18 protein-coding genes are annotated in these 22,264 nt (G+C 69.3%); 9 read left to right on the forward strand and 9 right to left on the reverse strand.

Features of this window, described 5'->3' with window-relative positions:
• Positions 1 to 32 precede the first annotated feature (32 nt).
• Positions 33 to 2,081: a methionine--tRNA ligase gene (gene metG / locus EOE66_RS11065; protein ID WP_128228735.1), complete on the forward strand. Its 2,049-nt coding sequence runs from the start codon at positions 33 to 35 to the stop codon at positions 2,079 to 2,081.
• Positions 2,082 to 2,148: 67 nt separating this feature from the next.
• Positions 2,149 to 3,846, forward strand: coding sequence for a SulP family inorganic anion transporter (locus EOE66_RS11070; RefSeq protein ID WP_128228736.1), 1,698 nt, complete (start codon positions 2,149 to 2,151; stop codon positions 3,844 to 3,846).
• A gap of 16 nt (positions 3,847 to 3,862) precedes the next feature.
• On the opposite strand, the gene EOE66_RS11075 is transcribed toward EOE66_RS11070, so the two are convergent.
• The 5 genes from EOE66_RS11075 to EOE66_RS11095 form a co-directional block, all read right to left on the reverse strand.
• On the reverse strand, positions 3,863 to 4,264 hold the full coding sequence (locus tag EOE66_RS11075) for a hypothetical protein (protein ID WP_128228737.1): 402 nt from the start codon (positions 4,262 to 4,264) through the stop codon (positions 3,863 to 3,865).
• A gap of 119 nt (positions 4,265 to 4,383) precedes the next feature.
• The gene (locus EOE66_RS11080; RefSeq protein ID WP_128228738.1) at positions 4,384 to 6,516 is read right to left on the reverse strand and encodes a sodium:solute symporter family protein; all 2,133 of its coding nucleotides are present in this window, start codon (positions 6,514 to 6,516) and stop codon (positions 4,384 to 4,386) included.
• 1 nt (position 6,517) lies between these two features.
• A complete protein-coding gene (locus EOE66_RS11085; RefSeq protein ID WP_128228739.1) occupies positions 6,518 to 6,775 on the reverse strand; it encodes a DUF4212 domain-containing protein in 258 nt (85 codons plus the stop codon).
• Between the two features lie 56 nt (positions 6,776 to 6,831).
• Positions 6,832 to 7,407: a tetratricopeptide repeat protein gene (locus EOE66_RS11090; RefSeq protein WP_245478997.1), complete on the reverse strand. Its 576-nt coding sequence runs from the start codon at positions 7,405 to 7,407 to the stop codon at positions 6,832 to 6,834.
• Complete coding sequence (locus EOE66_RS11095) at positions 7,404 to 7,652, reverse strand: hypothetical protein (RefSeq protein ID WP_245478998.1); 249 nt, start codon at positions 7,650 to 7,652, stop codon at positions 7,404 to 7,406. The genes EOE66_RS11090 and EOE66_RS11095 overlap by 4 nt, the downstream gene beginning before the upstream one ends.
• A 229-nt stretch (positions 7,653 to 7,881) precedes the next feature.
• Between EOE66_RS11095 and EOE66_RS11100 the strand changes: the two genes are divergently transcribed.
• The 4 genes from EOE66_RS11100 to EOE66_RS11115 all read left to right on the forward strand — a co-directional run bounded on the left by EOE66_RS11100 (position 7,882) and on the right by EOE66_RS11115 (position 10,918).
• On the forward strand, positions 7,882 to 8,082 hold the full coding sequence (locus EOE66_RS11100) for a DUF3460 family protein (protein ID WP_128228741.1): 201 nt from the start codon (positions 7,882 to 7,884) through the stop codon (positions 8,080 to 8,082).
• Positions 8,079 to 8,963, forward strand: a complete 885-nt coding sequence (locus tag EOE66_RS11105) for a segregation and condensation protein A (RefSeq protein WP_245478999.1) — start codon at positions 8,079 to 8,081, stop codon at positions 8,961 to 8,963. Before EOE66_RS11100 ends, EOE66_RS11105 begins: the two co-directional genes overlap by 4 nt.
• An 11-nt stretch (positions 8,964 to 8,974) precedes the next feature.
• Positions 8,975 to 10,105, forward strand: coding sequence for a substrate-binding domain-containing protein (locus tag EOE66_RS11110; protein ID WP_128229003.1), 1,131 nt, complete (start codon positions 8,975 to 8,977; stop codon positions 10,103 to 10,105).
• A 120-nt stretch (positions 10,106 to 10,225) separates the two neighbouring features.
• Positions 10,226 to 10,918, forward strand: a complete 693-nt coding sequence (locus EOE66_RS11115; RefSeq protein WP_205702675.1) for a glycine zipper 2TM domain-containing protein — start codon at positions 10,226 to 10,228, stop codon at positions 10,916 to 10,918.
• Between the two features lie 103 nt (positions 10,919 to 11,021).
• Here EOE66_RS11115 and polA read toward each other — a convergent pair whose 3' ends face one another.
• Positions 11,022 to 13,781 carry a DNA polymerase I gene (polA, locus tag EOE66_RS11120; RefSeq protein ID WP_128228742.1) on the reverse strand — a complete coding sequence of 920 codons (2,760 nt, stop codon included), beginning with the start codon at positions 13,779 to 13,781 and terminating at the stop codon, positions 11,022 to 11,024.
• 54 nt (positions 13,782 to 13,835) lie between these two features.
• On the opposite strand from polA, the gene EOE66_RS11125 reads away from it, so the two are divergent.
• From EOE66_RS11125 to EOE66_RS21795, 3 genes are read left to right on the forward strand one after another with little or no spacing between them, the layout of a single operon-like run.
• The gene (locus EOE66_RS11125; protein ID WP_128228743.1) at positions 13,836 to 14,255 is read left to right on the forward strand and encodes a hypothetical protein; all 420 of its coding nucleotides are present in this window, start codon (positions 13,836 to 13,838) and stop codon (positions 14,253 to 14,255) included.
• A gap of 59 nt (positions 14,256 to 14,314) precedes the next feature.
• Entirely contained in the window at positions 14,315 to 15,283 is a 969-nt protein-coding gene (locus EOE66_RS11130) for a homoserine kinase (protein ID WP_128228744.1), read from the forward strand.
• Positions 15,284 to 15,310: 27 nt separating this feature from the next.
• On the forward strand, positions 15,311 to 16,138 hold the full coding sequence (locus EOE66_RS21795; protein ID WP_164885074.1) for a BPSS1780 family membrane protein: 828 nt from the start codon (positions 15,311 to 15,313) through the stop codon (positions 16,136 to 16,138).
• Positions 16,139 to 16,205: 67 nt separating this feature from the next.
• Here the strand turns inward: EOE66_RS21795 and EOE66_RS11140 are convergent, their stop codons facing one another.
• The 3 genes from EOE66_RS11140 to EOE66_RS11150 all read right to left on the reverse strand — a co-directional run bounded on the left by EOE66_RS11140 (position 16,206) and on the right by EOE66_RS11150 (position 22,205).
• Positions 16,206 to 18,428, reverse strand: coding sequence for a PhoX family protein (locus EOE66_RS11140; protein ID WP_128228745.1), 2,223 nt, complete (start codon positions 18,426 to 18,428; stop codon positions 16,206 to 16,208).
• 101 nt (positions 18,429 to 18,529) lie between these two features.
• The gene (locus EOE66_RS11145) at positions 18,530 to 19,750 is read right to left on the reverse strand and encodes a choice-of-anchor D domain-containing protein (RefSeq protein WP_128228746.1); all 1,221 of its coding nucleotides are present in this window, start codon (positions 19,748 to 19,750) and stop codon (positions 18,530 to 18,532) included.
• 85 nt (positions 19,751 to 19,835) lie between these two features.
• The gene (locus EOE66_RS11150) at positions 19,836 to 22,205 is read right to left on the reverse strand and encodes a UvrD-helicase domain-containing protein (protein WP_128228747.1); all 2,370 of its coding nucleotides are present in this window, start codon (positions 22,203 to 22,205) and stop codon (positions 19,836 to 19,838) included.
• Between the last annotated feature and the right edge of the window lie 59 nt (positions 22,206 to 22,264).

Here is a 22,264-nt window from a genome sequence, read left to right on the forward strand (position 1 = left end):
CCCGCGATGATGCCCCCTCCTAGAATCGAGGGATGACCCGCAAGCTCTTCGTCACCACCGCCCTGCCCTACGCGAACGCCGGCTTCCACATCGGCCACATGATGGAATACATCCAGGCCGACACCTGGGTGCGCCTGCAGCGCATGGCCGGCCACGAGGTGCACTTCGTCTGCGCCGACGACGCGCACGGCGCGCCCATCATGATCGCCGCCGAGAAGGCCGGCCTCACGCCACAGCAGTTCGTGGCGCAGATCGCCGCCGGCCGGCCGCAGTACCTGGACGGCTTCCACATCCGCTTCGACAACTGGCACAGCACCGACGCGCCCGAGAACCACGAACTCGCGCAGGACATCTACCGCGCGCTGCGCGCCAACGGGCTGATCGAGGTGCGCGCCGTCGAGCAGTTCTTCGACCCCGCCAAGGGCATGTTCCTGCCCGACCGCTTCATCAAGGGCGAGTGCCCAAAGTGCGGCGCGCAAGACCAGTACGGCGACAACTGCGAAGTCTGCGGCGCCGTCTACCAGCCCACCGAGCTGAAGAACCCGCGCTCGGCGCTGACCGGCGCCACGCCCGAACTGCGCACCAGCGAGCACTTCTTCTTCAAGTTGAGCGACCCGCGCTGCGTGGAGTTTCTCGAAGGCTGGACGCAGAGCGGCCGCCTGCAGCCCGAGGTGGCCAACAAGGTGCGCGAGTGGTTCGCGCGTGACGAAGCCGGGAAAGTGGGCCTGGGCGACTGGGACATCAGCCGCGACGCGCCCTACTTCGGCATCGAGATCCCCGACGCCCCGGGCAAGTACTTCTACGTCTGGCTGGATGCGCCCGTGGGCTACCTGGCCTCGCTGAAGAACCTCTTCGGCAAGCTGGGCCTGGACATGGACAGCTACCTCGCCGACCCCGCGGTGGAGCAGGTGCACTTCATCGGCAAGGACATCGTCACCTTCCACACGCTGTTCTGGCCGGCGATGCTGAAGTTCAGCGGCCGCAAGGTGCCCGACCACGTCTACGTGCACGGCCACCTCACGGTGAGCGGCGCGAAGATGAGCAAGAGCCGCGGCACAGGCATCAGCCCGCTGAAGTACCTGGAGCTGGGCCTGAACCCGGAGTGGCTGCGCTACTACATCGCTGCCAAGCTCAACGCCCGCGTGGAAGACCTCGACTTCAACCCCGAGGATTTCATCGCCCGCGTCAACAGCGACCTGGTCGGCAAGTACATCAACATCGCCAGCCGCGCCGCGGGTTTCCTGCACAAGCGCTTCGCGGGCAAGCTCAGCGCCGACCTGGGCGTGGAAGGCCGCGTGCTGCTGGACGGCCTGCGCGCCCACAGCGCCACCGTCTACACCCACTTCGACGAGCGCGAGTACGGCAAGGCGCTGCGCGAGGTGATGCTGCTGGCCGACCGCGTGAACGAGTACGTCGACCAGCACAAGCCCTGGGAACTGGCGAAGAAGGAAGGCATGGACGCCGCGCTGCACGACGTGTGCAGCGTCTGCATCGAGGCCTTCCGCATCCTCACGCTCTACCTCAAGCCCGTGCTGCCGGCCCTGGCCGCGAAGGTGGAAGCCTTCCTGCGCATCGAACCGCTGCTGTGGGCCGACGCCCAGCGCTCGCTGGGCGCGCACACCATCGGCGAGTACCAGCACCTGATGCAGCGCGTCGAACCGAAGCAGCTGGAGGCGCTGCTGGAGCCGCCCGCGCCGGCCGTGGCCGCCGCGCCCCTGCCCGGCGGCGAAGCCATCGCCGACGAGATCGCCATCGGCGACTTCACCAAGGTCGACCTGCGCATCGCGAAGATCGTCAAGGCCGAGGCGGTGGAAGGCAGCACCAAGCTGCTGCGCCTGACGCTGGACGTGGGCGAAGGAAAGACGCGCAACGTCTTCAGCGGCATCGCCGCGAACTACACGCCCGAGCAGCTGACGGGCAAGCTCACGGTGATGGTGGCCAACCTCGCGCCGCGCAAGATGAAGTTCGGCGTGAGCGAAGGCATGGTGCTGGCCGCCAGCCATGCCGACGAAAAGGCTCAGCCGGGCGTCTTCGTGCTGGAGCCCTTCCCTGGCGCACAGCCGGGCATGCGGGTGCGCTGATCGGCTGACGGGCACAGACCGGCGCGGCGTCAGCGGGGCAGCAGCTTCACGGGTTGACAATCACCCGGTGTTGCCCGCCCAGCTCCACCCCTTCCGACCGCGCCTGCTCGACGCGCTGAAGGGCTACAACCGCCAGCGCTTCGCCATCGACGCCGGCGCGGGCCTCACGGTGGGCATCGTCGCGCTGCCCCTGGCCCTGGCTTTCGGCATCGCCAGCGGTGTGAAGCCTGAGCAAGGCCTGATCACGGCCATCGTCGCCGGCTTCCTCATCAGCGCCCTGGGCGGCAGCCAGGTGCAGATCGGCGGGCCGGCCGGCGCCTTCATCGTCATCGTCTACGGGATCATCGAGCGCTACGGCTTCACCAACCTGCTCATCAGCACCGCGCTGGCCGGCGTGCTGATGTTCGTGCTGGGGTGGTTCAAGCTGGGCGCGCTGATCCGCTACATCCCGGTGAGCATCGTCATCGGCTTCACCAACGGCATTGCGGTGCTGATCGCGCTGTCGCAGCTGCGCGACCTGCTGGGCCTGGACATCGAGAAGATGCCCGGCGAGTTCTTCGCGCAGCTCGGCACGCTGCACGCACACATCGGCAGCCTGAACCCCCATGCGCTGGCCATCGGGCTGGCCTGCGTGGCGGGGCTGGCGCTGTGGCCGCGGCTCTTCAAGCCCGGCCAGCTGCTGCCGGCCAGCGCCCTGGGCTACCGGCCGCTGCGCATCGCCGGGCGCATGCCGGCGCCCATCGTCGCGCTGGTCACGCTCACGGCGCTGGTGTGGTGGCTGAAGCTGCCGTTGGAGACCATCGGCTCGCGTTTCGGCGAGTTGCCTCGCGGTCTGCCGCAGTTCGAGCTGCCGCCCATCAGCTGGGCCAGTGCGCAGCAGTTGGTCATTCCCACCATCACCATCGCGCTGCTGGGCGCCATCGAGAGCCTGCTCTGCGCCCGCGTGGCCGACAGCATGGCCGACGCCAAGAACCCCTTCAAGCGCCACGACCCCAACCAGGAGCTGATGGCCCAGGGCGTGGCCAACGTGGTGGTGCCCTTCTTCGGCGGCATCCCGGCCACGGGCACCATCGCGCGCACCGTCACCAACGTGCGTGCCGGGGCCACCAGCCCCATCGCCGGCATCGTGCATGCGCTGACGCTGCTGCTCATCCTGCTGGTGGCTGCGCCGCTGGCCAGCCTGGTGCCGCTGGCGGCGCTGGCCGGCATCCTGCTCTTCGTGGCGTGGAACATGTTCGAAGGCCATCAGTTCCTGCGCCTGCGCCAGTTCTCGGGCGGCTACCGGCTGCTGATGGTGGGCACCTTCGTGCTGACCATCGTGTTCGACCTCACCGTGGCCGTGCAGGTGGGCCTGGTGCTGAGCTGCGTGTTCTTCATCTGGCGCATGGGCACGCTGTTCAGCGTGAAGCCGCACCTGCCGGCCGGTGGCAGCACGCTGCCCGAAGGCGTGCAGGCCTTCGAGCTCTACGGCTCGCTCTTCTTCGGTGCCGTGGCCAAGATCGAGGCCCTGCCCGAGCAACTGCCCCCCGGCACGCGCGTGGTGGTGCTGGACATGCAGCGCCTGGTGCTGATGGACAGCACCGGCCTCGACGCCATGGAGCAGATGCACCGCACGCTGCAACGCCAGGGCACGGCGCTGGTGCTGGCCAATGTGAACGAGCAGCCCCTCAGCCTGATCCGGCGCGCCGGCTTCGAGGCCGCGATCGGTGCCGACCACATCGTGCCCAGCGTCGCCGCGGCGCTCGGCCCCTCGCAAGCGCCCTGAGCCGGCGCCAGCCGCGCTACCAGTCGATCTGCCAGCGCCCGCCGCAGCGTTTGCAGCAAACCACCATGTAGCTGCCGTCGGCGGTCTCGGCGCGCGCGCCCGTAGGCTCGCGGCTCGACTCCACGGCCCAGCGGCCATAGGCCTGGCACTGGCCGCACACCGCCTGGTTGGCGATGAACTCGGCCCGCGTCAGCAGGAAGAGGTAGCGCCGCAGCGCCCACAGGCCGATGGCGCAGGCCACCAGCACGCAGACCGCCATCAGCGCCTTGGCACCGCCCGGCGCGGAGAAGGCCTCCATCGCGCCGAACAGTGTCACCACGCACAGCAGCAGCAGCACCAGGTGTGAATGTCCGATCAGCAGTTCCCGCTCGTACCACTTGCGGAAACCTCGGCGCTGGATGGATGCAGGGATGGCCATGCGCATGCCCCTCGATGTGTAGGGGCCATGCTAGCGCGAACGCCGCGCCCATGAAAAAGGCCGCGCCCTGGGGGGGCGCGGCCGGTTTCAGGCCGAAGCCTGCAGCTTGGGGCGCGGGATCAGGCGCGCGTGGTGTTCAGGTTCGGGTAGCGCACATGCTCCACCAGTTCCTGGATCTCTTGCTTCGGCGCCGGGGTGATCAGGCTCACCAGGATGATCACGGCGAAGCCCAGCGGCACGCCGAAGACACCGGCCGAGATCGGCAGGATGCCGAACCAGGTGTAGTCTGCCACCGGGCCCGTCACGCCGAACAGGCCGCGCATCCACACCTGGGTGGTGGCCATGTAGTAGAACGTGATGGACACGCCAGCGATCATGCCCAGCACCGCGCCCCACTTGCTGGCGCGCTTCCAGAAGATGCCGAGCACCAGCGCCGGGAAGAAGCCCGCCGCAGCCAGCGAGAAGGCCGCAGACACCAGGAACAGGATGTCGGCGATCTTCAGCGATGCCACGTAGGCCGCGGCCAGGGCCACCACCAGCAGCAGCGCCTTGGAGATCATCACGCGGCGCGCGGTGGGCGCGTTCGGGTCGATCATCTTGTAGTACAGGTCGTGGCTCAGCGCGTTGGCGATGGTCAGCAGCAGGCCGTCGGCGGTGGACAGCGCAGCGGCCAGGCCGCCGGCAGCCACCAGGCCCGAGATGACATACGGCAGGCCGGCGATCTCAGGCGTGGCCAGCACGATGATGTCGCCACCGATGCGCATCTCACCCAGCTGGAAGATGCCGTCCTTGTTCACGTCCGACACGGCCAGCAGCGTCGGGTCGACCTTGGCCCAAGACCCCACCCAGGCGGGCAGTTGGTCGAAGGGCGTGCCCACCATCACGTTGAAGACCTCGTACTTCACCAGCACGGCCAGGGCCGGGGCCGTGAAGTACAGCAGGAAGATGAAGAACAGCGACCAGGTCACCGACTGACGGGCTTCCTTCACCGACGGGGTGGTGTAGTAGCGCATCAGGATGTGCGGCAGCGCGGCCGTACCCACCATCAGGCAGAACACCAGGGCCAGGAAGTTGCGACGGCTGTCGTTGAAGGCCTTCTGCGCCTTCTCGTCACCGTTCGGGTTGCCGGCGTAGGCCTGCGCGTGGCGCGGCATGCCGGCCAGGTCGCGGGCGCGGCCGTCGGCAGCCGTCTTTGCGGCGGTCCAGGCCTTCTTGGCGGCTTCGGCGTCCTTCGGCAGGGCGGCCAGGGCCTTCTCGGCAGCGGCGATGGCGTCAGGCGCGGCATTGGCAGCCTTCAGCTCGGCCACCTTGGCTTGCGCTGCGGCGGTGTCGGCGGCCAGGGCACCCGGCACGTCCTTCAGCTTGGCAGCCAGCGTGTCCGACTGGGCCTTGAAGAAGGCGATGACTTCCTTCTCCTTCGGGTCGGCGATCAGCTTCTCTTCCTTGGCGGTGACCTTCTCCAGCTGCGCGCCGTAGATGGCTTGCGGGATGGGCACGCCGGTCTGCTTCACGCTCAGCCACACCACCGGGATCAGGTAGGCCACGATCAGGATGATGTACTGGGCCACCTGCGTCCACGTCACGGCGCGCATGCCGCCCATGAACGAGCACACCAGGATGCCAGCCAGGCCCACGAAGATGCCGACCTCGAAGGCCAGGCCCGACAGGCGCGCGGTGATCAGGCCCACGCCGTAGATCTGTGCCACGACGTAGACGAAGGACACCAGGATGGCGATCAGGATGCCGACGAAGCGGGCCGCGTTGCCTTCATAGCGTGCGCCCAGGAAGTCGGGGATCGTGAACTGGCCGAACTTGCGCAGGTAAGGCGCCAGGAACAGCGCCACCAGGCAGTAGCCGCCGGTCCAGCCCATGATGAAGGCCAGGCCGCCGTAGCCGGTGAGGTACAGCGTACCGGCCATGCCGATGAAGGAAGCGGCCGACATCCAGTCAGCGCCCGTGGCCATGCCGTTGTAGATGGCGGGCACGCGGCGGCCGGCCACGTAGTACTCGGCCGCGTCGTTGGTGCGGCTCATGATGCCGATACCGGCATACAGGCCCACCGTGGCCAGCAGGAAGACGATGCCGATGGCACCGCGGGACAAGCCCATCTGCTCGGCGATGGCCAGCACGATCACGAAGGCGATGAAGCCCCCGGTGTACCAGCCATAGATCTTGTTGAGGCCCTTCTTGAAGGCCTCGTTGGCCTCCTTGTTGGAGACCCCGGCATCGGGTTCAAAGCTCAAGCCTGCCATGTCATTCCTCCTCGGCGACGCCGTGCTCGATGTCGAGCTTGTTCATGTAGTGGGCGTAGTAGGCAATGATGGCGACGTAGATCACCAAGGCCCCTTGTGCCCCCATCCAGAAGCTGAAGGGCCAGCCGGCCATGGTGAAGCTCAGGTCGCGGGCGAAGTACGCCACGACATAAGTCACCACGAACCAGATGGCCAACAGGATCGATGTGATCCTGAGGTTTTTCCGCCAGTAAGCCTGGTGGTTCTCACTCACCTTCATCGTTGTCACCTCTCGGTTGTTTTCTGCGGTTGCACGTGCGCCCGGAATGGGCTTCTTCAGGAAACCTGGCCGACGAGCAAGCCCGTCTCGCGTTCAAGCTGCGCCGCCACCTTGGGCTCGAAACCCTTGAGGTGGCGGATGATCTTCTTGGCCTCTTCAGGCTGTTGGCGATCGACATGCACCCGCGCCAGCTGGTACCAGCCGTAGGGCGACATGGGTTGCAGTTCGGTGTTCTTCTTCAGCGCCGCCACGGCTTCGTCATAACGCTGCTGGCGGATGAGCACCAGGCCCAGGCCGTACCAGGCGCGGTCGAGCTTGGGGCTGAGTTGGGTGGCGCGGCGGAAGGCGGCCTCGGCTTCGTCGAAGCGACCGATGTCTTCCAGCATGTAGCCGTGGTTGAACCAGGTGTGCGCGTTGTCGGGGCTCAGGCCCAGCAGGCGGTGCGAGTCGACCAGGGCCGCCTCTTTTTCGCCACGCTGCATCAGCAGGTGGGCACGGCTGGAAAGCACATAGGTGTCATCGGGCCAGCGGGCGGCCATCTCGTTGAAGACCTGCAGCGCCTGGGCCTCGCGGCCGAGCACCAGCATGGCCATCGCCCGCCACTTGGAGAGGTAGAAATCGATCTGCTTCACTGACAGCCCACCATCTTGTTGTTGACGCAGAAACTGATCTTCTCGAAGGTCACGATCACCCAGATCACCGCCAGCAGGAAGAAGGCGACGAAGCCGACCTGGTGGTCGCCCACCTGGCGCGGCGCGATGAAGCGGGCCGCCGCCACGAAGGGACGCGTCAGGATCTTCAGCAGCTGGTAGAAGAAGTTGGTGTCGCGCTTGTCACCGGCCAGCACGGCGAGCAGCCCCTGACCCAGAAGCGCCATCAGGGCGATCTCGCAAACCAGCTTCGCGGCGGAAAGGAAAAGCAGCACAGAAATCCCGATTTCCAGGTGACAGGCGACTCTTGGCGGATGCGCTTACTGATTTCTGACGAAACAGGCCTGACTGCGGGCAAGCACCGCCCGGGCTTACCCTAGGCAGCACCGGCCTAAAATGCGGCGCTCAGCCTCTGAGGAGGCCCCGTTCCCCGACTGCCTGCCCCGCGAGCCCGCCATGCCCCTGTTCTGGAAGCCTTACAAGTCCGAAGTGACGAACTTCATCGAAGAGCTCAAGGCCAAGAAGCCCAGCCTCGAGGCCGAGCAGCGCGCCGGCCGCGCCCTGCTCTGGGACCGCGACCTGAACCGGCAGGAACAGGCCGAGTGGCAAGACGCCAAGGTGCCCCAGCAGCCCTACGTCTACCAGACCAAGGCGTGAGCGTGCTGCCGCGGCCGGCCGAGGCCGGCCCCGAGGCCGCGCACGAACTCCCTCCCGCGCCGGCGGGCGCAGATGCCGCGCCCAGCCCCCAGGTCGTCGACCAGGTGGCCGTGGCCCGCCTGTACGGCGAGCCGCTGTTCCGCATGCCGCAGGACCTGTACATCCCACCGGATGCGCTGGAGGTCTTTCTGGAGGCCTTCGAAGGCCCGCTGGACCTGCTGCTGTACCTGATCCGCAAGCAGAACTTCAACATCCTCGACATCCCGCTGGCCAGCGTGACGCGCCAGTACCTCGATTACGTCGACCAGATCCGCCGCCACAACCTGGAACTCGCCAGCGAGTACCTCCTGATGGCGGCCATGCTCATCGAGATCAAGAGCCGCATGCTCCTGCCGCCGAAGAAGACGGCCGATGGCGCGGAACCCGAAGACCCCCGCGCCGAACTGGTGCGGCGCCTGGTGGAGTACGAACAGATCAAGCTCGGCGCTGCGCAACTCGACGCCCTGCCCCAGCTGGGCCGAGATTTCCTGCGCGCCCAGGTGCACATCGAGCAGAGCCTGGCGCCGCGCTGGCCCGAGGTGAACGCCGACGATCTGCGCCAGGCCTGGCGCGAGATCCTGCAGCGCGCCAAGCTCAACCAGCACCACACCATCAGCCGCGAGCAGCTCAGCGTGCGCGAGCACATGAGCATCGTGCTGCGGCGGCTGCAGGGCCGGCGTTTCGTCGAGTTCGAAGAGCTCTTCGACACCACGCGCGGCGTGCCGGTGCTGGTGGTGACCTTCATCGCGATGCTGGAGCTCTCGAAGGAACGCCTGCTGGAAGTGACGCAGGCCGAGGCCTTCGCGCCCATCTACGTGCGCCTGGCCTACACGCCCACCTGAGGGGCGTGGCCATGCACCCGCGCGGCATCCACCTGCAGTACAGCTTCGAGGCGCGCGGCCAGGGCGGCGCCGAGATCGAGAACCCGCTCTTCGACCTGCTTTCGGCCGTGCAGGCGGCCGGCTCCATCAGCCACGCGGCGCAACAGCTGCAACAGAGCTACCGCCACGTGTGGGGCTCGCTCAAGCGCTGGGAAGGCGTGCTGGGCAACGAACTGGTGGTCTGGGCCAAGGGCCAGCCCGCGCGGCTGACGCCCTTCGCCGAACGCCTGCTCTGGGCCGAACGCCAGGCCCGTGCGCGCATGACGCCGCACGTGGAAGCGCTGCGCGCCGAGTTGAGCCGCGTGTTCGCGCTGGCCGACGACCCCACGCTGCAGCTGCTGGAGGTGTTCGCCAGCCACGATCTGGCGCTGCCGCAATTGCAGCAGCTGGCCGAACAGGCCCACGGCGTGCACATCGGCCTGCGTTTTGCCGGCAGCCAGGAAGCCCTGCGCTGCCTGATGGACGGGCGCTGCACGGTGGCCGGCTTCCACGTGCCGCGCGGCGTGGCCGCGGGCTCCGGTTTTGCCAAGGCGCTGCGGCCCTTGCTGCGGCCGGGCGAGCACAAGCTGATCGGCAGCCACAGCCGCCGCCAGGGGCTGATGCTGCGCGCGCCGCTGGGCCTGCAAGCGCAGCGCGAGGGCTGGGACGGTGCGGCGTTGCTGCGCGCACTGGCCGGCGGGCGCTGGCGTCTCGTGAACCGGCAACCGGGCTCGGGCACGCGCCTGCTGCTCGACGAACTGCTCGTCGCGCAGGGCCTGGGCCCCGCGCAGATCGACGGTTATGCCCATCGCATCGAAGACACCCACGTGGCCGTGGCCGCGGCCGTGGCGGCGGGCGCAGCCGACATCGGCCTGGGCGTGGAAGCGGCGGCGCGGACGAGCGGCCTGCACTTCGTGCCGCTGGTGGACGAGGACTACTACCTCGTGTGCCTGAAGGCCCGTCTGGACACGCCGGCCATGCTGTCGCTGCGCGCCGCATTGGCCAGCCCGGCCTGGGCGCAGGCGCTGGCCACGCTGCCCGGCTACGCGCCGCAGCAGGCCGGGCAGGTGCTCTCGCTCACGCGCGCGCTGCCCTGGTGGCGCTACGCGCGCCCGGCGGGCTGAACACCTCGCCACAAGGCGAAGCACACCGTCACATCCCGGCCGGAACCGCCGCCGCACAGTGGCGCTCCATCGACAAAGCCAGTGCATGCCCGCGCTGGCACAGGACCGAGGAGCCGCCCCATGAACCTGCCTGCCAACATCCTCATCCCCACGCGCCAGCCGCGCCGCTTCAGCCCCGTGCTGCTGCTGCTGGGCGGCGTGGCCCTGGCCGGCGGCGGTGTGGCGGCTGGCCTGGTGCTGGGCCTGCAGAAGGCCGGGCCGCAGGCCGCCACCACCGCCGAGACCGTGGCCGTTGCGCCCTCGGTGTCATCAACAGCCCCGCAGCCGGCTGGCAAGGCGCAGGTGGCCGAGGCCCGCAGCAAGCCGCCCCTCAAGCCGGGCACCGCCACGCCCACGACAGCGGCCGAGGCCTCGCCACTGGCCACACGCCCGGCCAGCATCTGCCGCAATTGCGGCACCGTGGAAGGCGTGCGCGCCGTGCAGCGTGAAGGCGAAGGCAGCGGCCTGGGGGCCGTGGCCGGTGGCGTGGTGGGGGCCGTGGTCGGCAACCAGATGGGCGGTGGCAACGGCAAGAAGGCGATGACCGTCATCGGCGCCATCGGCGGCGGCGTGGCCGGACACGAGATCGAGAAGCGCAGCAAGGCCAGCACCGTCTACCAGGTGCGCGTGCGCATGGACGACGGCAGCCTGCGCAGCTTCACCAGCGCCACCGCGCCCACGCCCGGCGCCGAGGTGCGTGTGGAAGGCGAGAGCTACCGCGTGGTGCAGCGCCAGGCCGACGACGCGCCGCGCACGGTGCAGACCAAGGGCTGATCAAGCCCGAACCCCGATCAAGGCCTGGCGCGGAACCGGCTTCGCCGGGCCGCAGCCAGAGCCCCCTCGGGGGGTGGCGAACGCAGTGAGCCTGGGGGCTCGTTCAGTGGGCCTGGTCCCAGTTGGGGCCTACGCCCACCTCGGCCAGCAGAGGCACCTTCAGCTGCGCCACGCCGGCCATCAGGCGGGGGATCGCCTCCCGGGCCCAGGCCAGTTCGGCCTCGGGCACTTCCAGCACCAGTTCGTCGTGCACCTGCATCACCATGCGCGTGGCCCGGCCCTCGGCATCCAGCGCCTGCTGCACGGCGATCATCGCCAGCTTGATGAGGTCGGCCGCCGTGCCCTGCATGGGCGCGTTGATGGCCTGGCGCTCGGCGCCGGCCTTGCGCGGGCCGTTGCCGCTGTTGATCTCGGGCAGCCACAGGCGGCGGCCGAACACCGTCTCCACATAGCCCTTCGTCTTGGCCGAGATGCGCGTTTCGTCCATGTAGCGCTTCACGCCGGCGAAGCGCGCGAAGTAGCGGTCGATGTAGTCCTTGGCCGCCTTCTGCTCGATGCCCAGGTTGCTGGCCAGGCCGAAGGCGCCCATGCCGTAGATGAGACCGAAGTTGATGACCTTGGCATAACGCCGCTGCTCTGAACTGACCTCGGCCACCGGCACGCCGAAGACCTCGGCCGCGGTGGCGCGGTGCACGTCCAGGCCTTCCGCGAAGGCGCGCAGCAGGGCCGGGTCTTCGGAGATGTGGGCCATGATGCGCAGCTCGATCTGGCTGTAGTCGGCGCTCATCAGCACGTGGCCCGGCGGGGCGATGAAGGCCTCGCGCACACGCCGGCCCTCGGGCGTGCGGATGGGGATGTTCTGCAGGTTGGGGTCGTTGCTGGAGAGGCGCCCCGTCACCGCCACCGCCTGCGCGTAGTTCGTATGCACACGGCCGGTGGCCGGGTTCACCATCAGCGGCAGCTTGTCGGTGTAGGTGCCCTTGAGCTTGGCGAGACTCCGGTGTTCGAGGATCTTCGCCGGCAGCGGGTAATCGGCTGCCAGCTCCTGCAGCACCTCTTCGTCGGTGCTGGGTGCGCCGGTGGCGGTCTTCTTCTTCACCGGGAGGCCCAGCTTGGTGAAGAGGATTTCGCCGATCTGCTTGGGGCTGCCCATGTTGAAGGGCTGTCCGGCGATGTTGTAGGCCTCCTGCTCCAGCGCCAGCAGGCGTTCGCCCAGGGCGTGGCTCTGCGCGGCCAGCACGGTGGGGGCGATCAGCACGCCGTGGCGTTCGATGCGCTCCAGCACCACGCTCACGGGCAGCTCGATCTGCTCGTACACGAAACGCAGGCCGGCGTCTTTCTCCACTTCGGGCCACAGCGTCTGGTGCACGTGCAGCGTCATCTCGCTGTCTTCGCCCGAGTAGGTGGTGGCGCGCGCCACGTCCACCTGCGCGAAGGGAATCTGGTTCACGCCCTTGCCGCACACCTCCTCGTAGCTCAGGCCCTTGCGGCCGAGGTGGCGCTCGGCCAGGCTTTCCAGGCCGTGGGGCTTGTGGGCTTCGAGCACGTAGCTCTGCAGCATGGTGTCGTGCCGGTAGCCGGCCACCGTGATGCCGTGGTTGGCGAAGACGTGCAGGTCGTACTTGATGTTCTGGCCCACCTTGGGGCGCGTGGCGTCTTCCAGCCAGGGCCGCAAGCGCGCAAGCACCTCTTCCAGCGGCAGTTGCTCCGGCGCATCGGCATAGCTGTGCGCCAGCGGGATGTAGGCGGCGCGGCCGGGCTCGGTGGCGAAGCTCAGCCCGACGATGCGGGCGCGCATGCCGTCCAGGCTGTCGGTCTCCGTGTCCAGCGCCACCAGCGGCGCGGCCTGGATCTGTGCCAGCCAGGCTTCGAATTGCGGCCAGGTGCTGACGGTCTCGTACTCGCGTGCGAGGGTAATGGCTAGAGCGGCCGCCGTCGTTTCGGTGGCTTCCGTCGAGGGCGCACCGTCAGCGGCGCCCGCGCCGGCCTTGGCCTCCAACTCGCGCAGCCATGTGCGGAAGCCGTAGCGCTTGTAGAAGCCCAACAGCCCAGCCTCGTCGGCCGGCCGCAAGGCCAGCGCGTCCAGGCCGGGCCAGCCCTCGACGTGCGGCGCCAGCTCGCAATCGGTGACCACGGTGATGAGCTTGCGGCCCATGGGCAGCCAGTCCAGCGCCTTGCGCAGGTTCTCGCCAGCCACGCCCTTGATGCTGTCGGCCGCGGCCACCACGCCATCCAGGCTGCCGTAGTCGGCAATCCACTTCGCGGCCGTCTTGGGGCCCACCTTCTCGACGCCGGGCACGTTGTCCACCGTGTCGCCAATGAGCGTGAGGTAGTCGATGATGCGTTCCGGCGGCACGCCGAACTTGGCCTTCACGCCTTCGATGTCCAGCCGCTCGGGCGGCTTGGCCATGGTGTTCATCAGCGTCACCTTGTCGGTGACCAGCTGCGCCAGGTCTTTGTCGCCCGTGCTGATCAACACCTGGTGGCCGCTTTGCGCCGCCACGCGGGCCAGCGTGCCGATGGCGTCGTCGGCCTCGATACCGGGCACCTCCAGCACGGGCCAGCCGAGCAGGCGCACCACCTCGTGGATGGGCTCGATCTGCTCGCGCAGCGCATCGGGCATGGGTGCGCGCTGGGCCTTGTACTCGGGGTACCAGGCGTCACGAAAGGTGGGGCCCTTGGCGTCGAAGACGCACACCGCATGCTCGGCCGGGAAACGGTCGCGCAGCCAGTTCATCATCGCCACGAAGCCGTGGATGGCGCCCGTGGGAAAGCCCTCCGGCGACCGCAGGTCGGGCATGGCGTGGAAGGCACGGTAGAGGTAGCTCGAACCGTCCACCAGCAGCATCAGCTTGTCACTCATGCCGGCATTGTGGCGCGGCGGTTGGGGCCAGCCCCGGCCCGTAGAATCAATAGCATGCACCCCCGCACCACGCTGGCGGCCCTGGCCTGGGCCCTGTTGACGACCCTGGCCCCGGCACGCCTGCTTGCGCAGCCCGCCGAGGTCCCCCCGCCGCCGCGCCTGACCGACACGCCGACCCGCCCTGCGCCTGCAGCCGCAGCGCCGGCGGCCCCCACCGCCGCCGCCAGCGCCGCGGCCGACAAGCGCAGCGCCCCCCGCGCCACGCCGCCCAGCAACGTGCGCGTGATCGAAGACGACGACGTGCGCATCGAAGAGGTGCGCGGCCCGCGCGGCGACCTGCAGCGCATCACCGTCTACAGCAAGACCACCGGGCTGAAGGCTTACGAAGTGATCGTCGGCCCGGCCGGCCGCGACGCGCTGAACGCCCGCGGCGGAGCCACCGGCCAGCGCGGCTGGTCCATCCTCGATTTCTAGCCGGCGCGGCCGCTGGCCCGCCCCCTCCTTCCAAACCCCTTCTTCCTGTCCCGCCGCGTATGGCCGTCTACACCGAAGTCGGCTTTGCCGAAGCCGATGCCCTGTGCCAGCAGCTGGGCCTGGGCCCGCTGACCGAGTTGCGCGGCATCCAGTCGGGCATCGAGAACACCAACTACTACGCCACCACGGTCAAGGGCCAGTGGGTGCTGACGCTGTTCGAGCGGCTGGACGACACCCAGTTGCCCTACTACCTGAAGCTGATGCAGCACCTGGCCGAGCGCGGCATCCCGGTGCCGGCGCCGCAGCCCGCGCCCGATGGCCGCCTGGTGCACCGCGTCGGCGGCAAGCCCGCCAGCGTGGTGACGCGCCTGCCCGGCAGCCACCGCCTGCGGCCCGAGGCACCGCACTGCGCCCAGGTGGGCGCGATGCTCGCGCGCATGCACCTGGCCGGGGCCAGCTTCCAGATGCAGCAGCCGCACCTGCGCGGCCTGGCCTGGTGGGTCGAGACCGTGCCCGTGGTGCTGCCGCACCTGCAGCCCGCGCAGGCCAAGCTCATCACCGAAGAGCTGGCCTACCAGCAGGCGCTGGCGGCATCGCCGGCCGGCCTGGCCTTGCCCACCGGGCCCATCCACGCCGATCTCTTCCGCGACAACGTGATGTTCGACGACACCGCCGGGCCTGACGCCCTGTGCGGCTTCTTCGACTTCTACTTCGCCGGCACCGACACCTGGCTCTTCGACATCGCCGTCTGCCTGAACGACTGGTGCAGCGACCTGCACAGCGGCGAGCTCGACGAGCCCCGCGCCACCGCCTTCATGCGGGCCTACGAGGCCGAGCGCGAACTGACGCACGGCGAAGTGCGCGCCCTGCCCGCGCTGCTGCGCGCCGCGGCGCTGCGTTTCTGGATCAGCCGCCTGTGGGATTGGCACCTGCCGCGCGCCGCCGCGATGCTGAGCCCCAAGGACCCGAGCTTCTTCGAGCGTGTGCTGCAGCACCGCATCCAGCGCCCCTGGCACCCGCCGCGCTGACACCCCCTCACGCCGCCCCCCTGCCCCATGCCCCTGCTGCTGAAACCCGTTGAAGCCTCGCGCGGCCCGCGCTGGATCGGCGACGCCTTCCGCCTGTTCGGCCGCAAGCCGCTGGCCTTCACGGCGCTGTTCGCCGTGTTCCTGTTCGCCGCGATGGTGGTGTCGCTGGTGCCGCTGCTGGGCGGCGTGGTGCAGATGATGGCGCTGCCGCTGCTGTCGCTGGGTTTCATGGTGGCCGGGCAATCGGCGCTGCTCGACGGCCCCGTGCACCCACGCCAGTTCATCGAACCGCTGCGCGGCGACCCGGCCCGCCGCCGCGCGCTGCTGACGCTGTGCGTGGCCTACGGCGTGCTGGCGCTGTGCATCCTGATGCTGGCCGATGCCGTGTCAGGCAGCGCCTGGGGCCGCCTGCAGGCGCTGATGGCCAAGGGCGAAGCGGCGCAGCCGCAGATCGACGCGCTGCTGGCCGAGCCCGGCGTCAGCACCGCGGTGATGCTGACCCTGGGGCTGGGCACCCTGCTCTCGGTGCCCTTCTGGCACGCGCCGGCGCTGGTGCACTGGGGCGGCCAGGGCGTGCAGCAGGCGCTGTTCAGCAGCACGGTGGCGGTGTGGCGCTGCAAGGGCGCCTTCATCGCCTACATCGCGGGCTGGCTGGGCGTGCTCTTCCTCTTCGGCCTGATCGCGGCGCTGGTGTTCGCGGTGCTGGGCGTGCCGCAGATGGCCGGGGTGCTGGGCGTGCCCGGCGGGCTGGTGTTCTCGGCGGTGTTCTACCTGTCGGTGCTGTTCACCTTCAACGACAGCTTCGGCGGCGCGCCCGCGCGCCCCGCTGACGAGCCGCCACCGCCGGCCGGCTGACCTGCTTGCAGGCATGAAAAAAGGGCCCCCGCGGGGGCCCTTGTTCATGGCGCGAGGAGGCGCGTGTTCAGCCGAAGCCGACCATGCCGCCGTCGTTCTTGGTGATCACGATGGTGGCCGAGCGCGGGCGCTTGCCGGCGCCGTAGCCCTCGTTCGAGGGCCACTGGCTGGTGTACTTCGTCGGGTCGGCCAGGTCGGCGGCCGCCGTGCCATCGCCGGGGTGCTGGATGCACATGAAGAGGGTCTTGCCATCGGGCGTTTCGCACAGGCCGGTGACCTCGCAGTCGGCGGGGCCGACATAGAAGCGCTTCATGGTCTGGGCGGTCTGCTTCTTGCCCATGCGCGTGGTGACGGTGTTGCCGCCGCCGTAGTTCAGCGTCATTTCGGCGCCATCGCCCACGACGCCCGGCACCGCGGCCAGCACCATGCAGTTGGTGACGTCGGTGTAGGCGCCGTCATCGGTCTGGATCCAGCACAGGCCGTTGCTCTTCGTGAAGGCCAGGCCATCGGGGCTGGAGAGGTCGTTGTCATCGGTCAGGCCCGACAGGTTCACCAGGCGCGGGTCGGCGCTGGCTTCGCTGGCGAAGAGATACACGTCCCAGGTGAAGGTGGTGGCTTCGGGCGCTGCGTCCTTGAAGCGCACGATGTGGCCGTTGACGTTGCCGCTCTGCGTGCCGGTGCCGTTGACCACGTCGACGTAGGCGCGCGGGTTGGCCGCATCCACCTTGGTCTGCGTGCCGGTGGGCACGACGCGGCGCGACGAGTTGTTCGTCATCGTCACGTAGATCTCGCCCGTGGTCGGGTGCACGTCCACCCACTCCGGGCGGTCCATCTTCGTGGCACCCACGGCGTCGGCCGCGATGCGGGTGTGGATGTAGATCTCGGCCTGGTTGCTGAAGCCGAAGCTGGCACCGGCGATGGCCGCGTTGCTCACGTTCAGTTCCAGCCACTGGCCGCTGCCGTCGGTGTTGAACCTGGCCACGTAGAGCTTGCCGGCGTCGAGGTACTTGTCACCCACGGCCATGCGGTCGGTGCGGTTGGCGTCGGCGGCGTCCCACAGCGCGGTGCTGACCCACTTGTAGACGTACTCGTTCTGCGAATCGCAGCCCATGTACACGGCCAGAGGCTTGCCCACCACGGGCTTGCCGAAGGCGGCGTTCTCGTGCGCGAAGCGGCCCAGGCCGGTGCGCTTCTTCAGCGTGGAGGTGGGGCTGTAGGGGTCGATCTCGACCATGAAGCCCTGGCAGAACCACTCGTGGCGGTAGTCGTCGCTGCCGTCGGTGCTGGTGCCCACGACGCTGGTGTTCCAGCGCGCGTACTTGTCGTCGGTGCCCGAGGTCTCCCAGCCGTAGCGGCTGGCGGCGGCGGCCGTGGCCGTCACGTTGCGGCCGTAGCGGGCGAAGGAGGCGTTGACCTTGGCGCTGCGCAGCGCCTGGTCGCCGGCGGCGCGGAAGTAGTAGCCGCTCCAGTTCTCTTCCGTGGTCAGCAGCGTGCCCCAGGGGGTCTTGCCGTTGCCGCAGTTGTTCATCGTGCCGCGGGTCTGCGTGCCGGTGGGCGAGAACTTGGTGACGAAGAGCGCGTTGCCGCGGGCCGGGCCCGAGAGTTCGAAGACCGAGGTGCCGGTGATGCGGCGGTTGAAGCTGCTGTTCTGCACGTAGGCGAACTCGCCGTTCGTGCCCTTGGCCACTTCGACGATGCTCACGCCGTGGCAGGCCACCTCGATGTCGGTCTCGCTGGCCGGGCGCGGGCGGGCGCTGGGGCCGTTGGCGTGCAGCACCACGGGGGTGATGTACTCGTGGTTGATGCCCAGCAGCGCGCGGCTGCTGCTGTTGTCGTCACGTGCGCCGGCAGCGTTCAGTCCGAAGTACTGGATGCCGTCGTGGCAGTCGCCGCTGCGCTGGTCGTAGTTGGTGTCGGTGCCGTCGTTCTTGTAGGCCGGCACGCCGGCTGCCATCGGGTCGCCGCAGGCGAAGAGGGTGCGCGCCGTGTAGCCCGCGGGCACGGTGCTCTTGTCGGCGGTGGTGCGGGCCACGGCCGAGAAGCCCAGGGCCTGGGGCGCCGGTGCCGGCGCCACCGGCGAGAGCTGGACATCGTCATCGCCACCGCCGCAGGCGGTCAGCGCGACGGGCGCGAAGATGGCACCGAGGGCGCCGGCCATGCCGCCGCGCAGCAGGCCGCGGCGCTGCAGGCCTTGGTCGAGCACTTCGGTGAAGTGCGCGTTGGCGCTGGGGTTGTTGTCGAGGTCGTCGGGTTCAACGAAGGAGGTCGGGATGTCAACGCGGGAGTTCATGCAGGCCTCGTGCAGAGAGTGAAAGATGTCACTCCCGCTACGCTAGGTCTGCACGATGAAGGTGACGTGACAGTTCCATGTGAGCTTGAAGACAGCCCGCCTCAGGCCTGATTGGCGGCCGTGACAGCACGGCGGCGAGACAGCAGACCCAGCAAGGCCAGCAGCACCAGCGCGGGCAGCAGCGGGTCGGCGCGGCCGGGTTGCAGCGCGGTGGCGCAGCCGCCCCCGGCCGGCGCAACTGGCGCGATGGGCGATGGGGCCGGCGCGGGCGCGGCCACGGGTGGCGCTGGGGCCGGGGCCGGGGCCGGGGCAGGCGGCGGCGTGACAGGCGACGGGGCCGGCGGTGCCGTACCTGCCAAGGCTTGAACGGCCACGCGCAGCGGCACCGGGTGGGTGCCGTCGTTGCGCCACTGCAGTTGTGCGACGGCCTGCCCTTGTGCGGGCGCGCGCGCACTCAAGCGCACGGTGCAGCGTGCAGCCGGCGCCAGCACCAAAGCCGCAGCGCAGCTGCTGCCGCTCAAGGAGAAGAGCGCGGCGCCCGGGCCGGTGAGCGCCGGCATGCCCAGCGTGAGCGCGGCTGTACCGGCATTCACGAGCGAGAACTCGCGCACGGTCGTGGTGTCGGCCGCCGCTTCGAGCTGCAGGCTGCCCTGGGGCACGTCGGCCACCAGCACACCCAGGCCGGCCGGAGGGGCCGCCACCACCTGGCCCGACAGCCCCACCCACTGCGGCGTCACGCTGCCCTCGCCTTCCCACACGACGGCGCCGCGCCGCGGGCCCGGCTCGCCGGTGGCCAGGGCCACGAAGGCGGTGCAGGTGGCGCCGGGCGCCAGTGCAGCGGGGCAATCGTGGCGCAGGCTCAGGCCTTCGGCCACCGCCAGCCGCGGGGCCACCGTGACGGCGCCGCTGCCGAGGTTGGTGTAGGCCACGCGGCTCCCGAACCCCGCAGCGCCCTGGGCCATGGTGCCAAACTCGACCGTGCGCGGCCACACCACGGCACTGGCGCCCTCCAGCACGTTCACGCGGGCCAGGTAGGCCGACAGATCGCTGCGGTCGGTGTCGCTGAGCACGGTTCGCAGGTAGCCCATCGCGGCGGCCTTGTTGATGGCCTCGTTGATGACCGCCGGTCCCCGCGCGGCGTTAAGCAGCCGGTTGCGGTTGCCCAGCGGGTCGGGGCCATGGCATTCCACGCAACTGGCCACGCCACCGGGCAGTTGCAGGTAGAGCTGCGCGCCGCGGGCGGCGTCCTGCGCCAGCACGGGGGCAGAGGCCAGCAAGGCCAGGCCCGCCAGCGGCCAAGGGGAGAAACAGGCACTCGACATGCGGGCACGCTAGACGCCCGGCGGCGACAGCGTGATGACAAGCCCCTGACGCAGCAGGCCCGCCAAGGCGGGCCGCGTGGGTGATTCAGTCGACCGGCGTGAGCTTGGCGATGGCCAGCGAGAGCCACTTGCTGCCGTGCCGCCCGAACTGCACCTGCGCGCGCGCATCGGCGCCGCGGCCTTCCAGCGTGGTGACGATGCCTTCGCCGAACTTGGTGTGGAACACGGTCTGCCCCACGCGCAGGCCTGCGGCCTGCCCCGCCGCCGCGGCCACGAAGGGCGGCGGCGGGGGCGCCGCAGGTTCCACCCGCCCGGCGCCCACGATGCCGCTCAAGCCGCTGCCACGCTGCCAGGCCTGCTGGTACTCACGCGCGTAGCCCGAGCCGAAACCCTGCTGGCGCGGCGTCAGCCACTTCAGCGTGTGCTCGGGAATCTCGTCGAAGAAGCGGCTCTTGACGTTGTAGCGCGTCTGCCCGTGCAGCATGCGTGTCTGGCTGAAGCTCAGGTACAGGCGCTTGCGCGCCCGCGTGATGGCCACGTACATCAGCCGCCGCTCTTCTTCCACGCCGTCGGCATCGCTCAGGCTCTGCTCGTGCGGGAACAGGCCTTCCTCGATGCCGGTGATGAACACCGCGTCGAACTCCAGGCCCTTGGCGCTGTGCACCGTCATCAGCTGGATGGCGTCTTGACCCGCCTGCGCCTGGTTGTCGCCGGCCTCCAGGCTGGCGTGCGTGAGGAAGGCCGCCAGCGGCGACATGATCTCGCCGGTTTCGGCGTCAGGCGCGGCCGGGTCGCCCGTGATCAGCGCCGGGGCGGTGGCCGTGCTGGCGACATCACCACCGCCCTGCTCGTCCACCGGCAGCGCCACAGCGTCCTTGCCGAAGCCTTCCTGCGTGACGAAGCTCTCCGCGGCGTTGACCAGTTCTTCCAGGTTCTCGATGCGGTCCTGGCCTTCCTTGTCGGTGCGGTAGAAGTCGACGAGGCCGGTCTGCGCCAGCATGTGCTCGATGATCTCGCGCAGCGTCAGGCCCTGCGTGGCGGTGCGCATGCCGTCGATGAGATCGACGAAGCCGCGCAGCTTCTCGCCGGCCTTGCCCGGCACCGCGCCCACGCTCTGCGCCAGGCTTCGGCCGCTGGCACGGGCGGCGTCTTGCAACTGCTCGATGCTGCGCGCGCCGATGCCGCGCGTGGGGAAGTTCACCACGCGCAGGAAACTGGTGTCGTCGTTGGCGTTCTCCAGCAGACGCAGGTAGGCCAGCGCGTGCTTGACCTCGGCGCGCTCGAAGAAGCGCAGACCGCCGTACACGCGGTAAGGCACGCCGGCATTGAAGAGCGCACTTTCCAGCACGCGGCTCTGCGCATTGCTGCGGTACAGCAGCGCGATCTCGCTGCGCGGCGTGCCGCTGCGGTGCAGTTGTTGCGCTTCTTCCAGCAGCCACTGCGCCTCGGCGTAGTCGCTGGTGTTCTCGACCACACGCACCGGCTCGCCCACGCCCGCCTCGGTGCGCAGGTTCTTGCCCAGGCGCTGCGCGTTGTGGCTGATGAGGCCGTTGGCGGCGTCGAGGATGTGGCCGAAGCTGCGGTAGTTCTGCTCCAGCTTGATGACCCTTGGCACGCGGTACTCGCGCTCGAAGTCGGCCATGTTGCCCACGCGTGCGCCGCGGAAGGCGTAGATGCTCTGGTCGTCGTCGCCCACGGCCAACACGCTTTGCCCCATCAGCCCCGGCGGCGCGAGCATCTTCAGCCAGGCGTACTGCAGCTTGTTGGTGTCCTGGAACTCGTCCACCAGCACATGCGAGAAGCGGCGGCGGTAGTGCTCGCGCAGGGGCTCGTTGTCGCGCAGCAGTTCGTAGCTGCGCAACATCAGCTCGCCGAAATCGACCACGCCTTCGCGTTCGCACTGGTCCTGGTAGGCCTGGTAGATCTCCACCAGCTTGCGCGACTGCTCGTCGCGCACGTCCACGTCGCGCGGGCGCTCGCCTTCTTCCTTGCAGCCGGCGATGAACCAGCTCACCTGCTTGGGCACGAAGCGTTCTTCGTCGAGGTTCATCGCCTTGATCACGCGCTTGACGGCACTCAGCTGGTCGCTGCTGTCGAGGATCTGGAAACCCTGAGCCAGGCCGGCCAGCTTCCAGTGCGCGCGCAGGAAGCGGTTGCACAGGCCGTGGAAGGTGCCTATCCACATGCCGCGCACGGCCACCGGCAGCATGGCGCCCAGCCGCGTCAGCATTTCCTTCGCGGCCTTGTTCGTGAAGGTGACGGCCAGCACGCCGCCCGGGCTGGCCTGGCCGGTGTTCAGCAACCAGGCGATGCGCGTGGTGAGCACGCGGGTCTTGCCCGAGCCGGCACCGGCCAGCACCAGGGCCGGCACGGCTGGCAAGGTCACCGCGGCGAGCTGCTCGGGGTTCAAGCCCTGCAGCAGGCGGGAAGGGGCAGAACCTGGAGCATCGATCATGCGCAGATTCTAGGAGGCGGCCCTGTCGGCACCCGATACGCGCCAGGCCCCCTGCTTCC

Origin of the sequence: Rubrivivax rivuli (genome assembly GCF_004016505.1) — a bacterium.
Lineage (GTDB): Bacteria > Pseudomonadota > Gammaproteobacteria > Burkholderiales > Burkholderiaceae_C > Rubrivivax > Rubrivivax rivuli.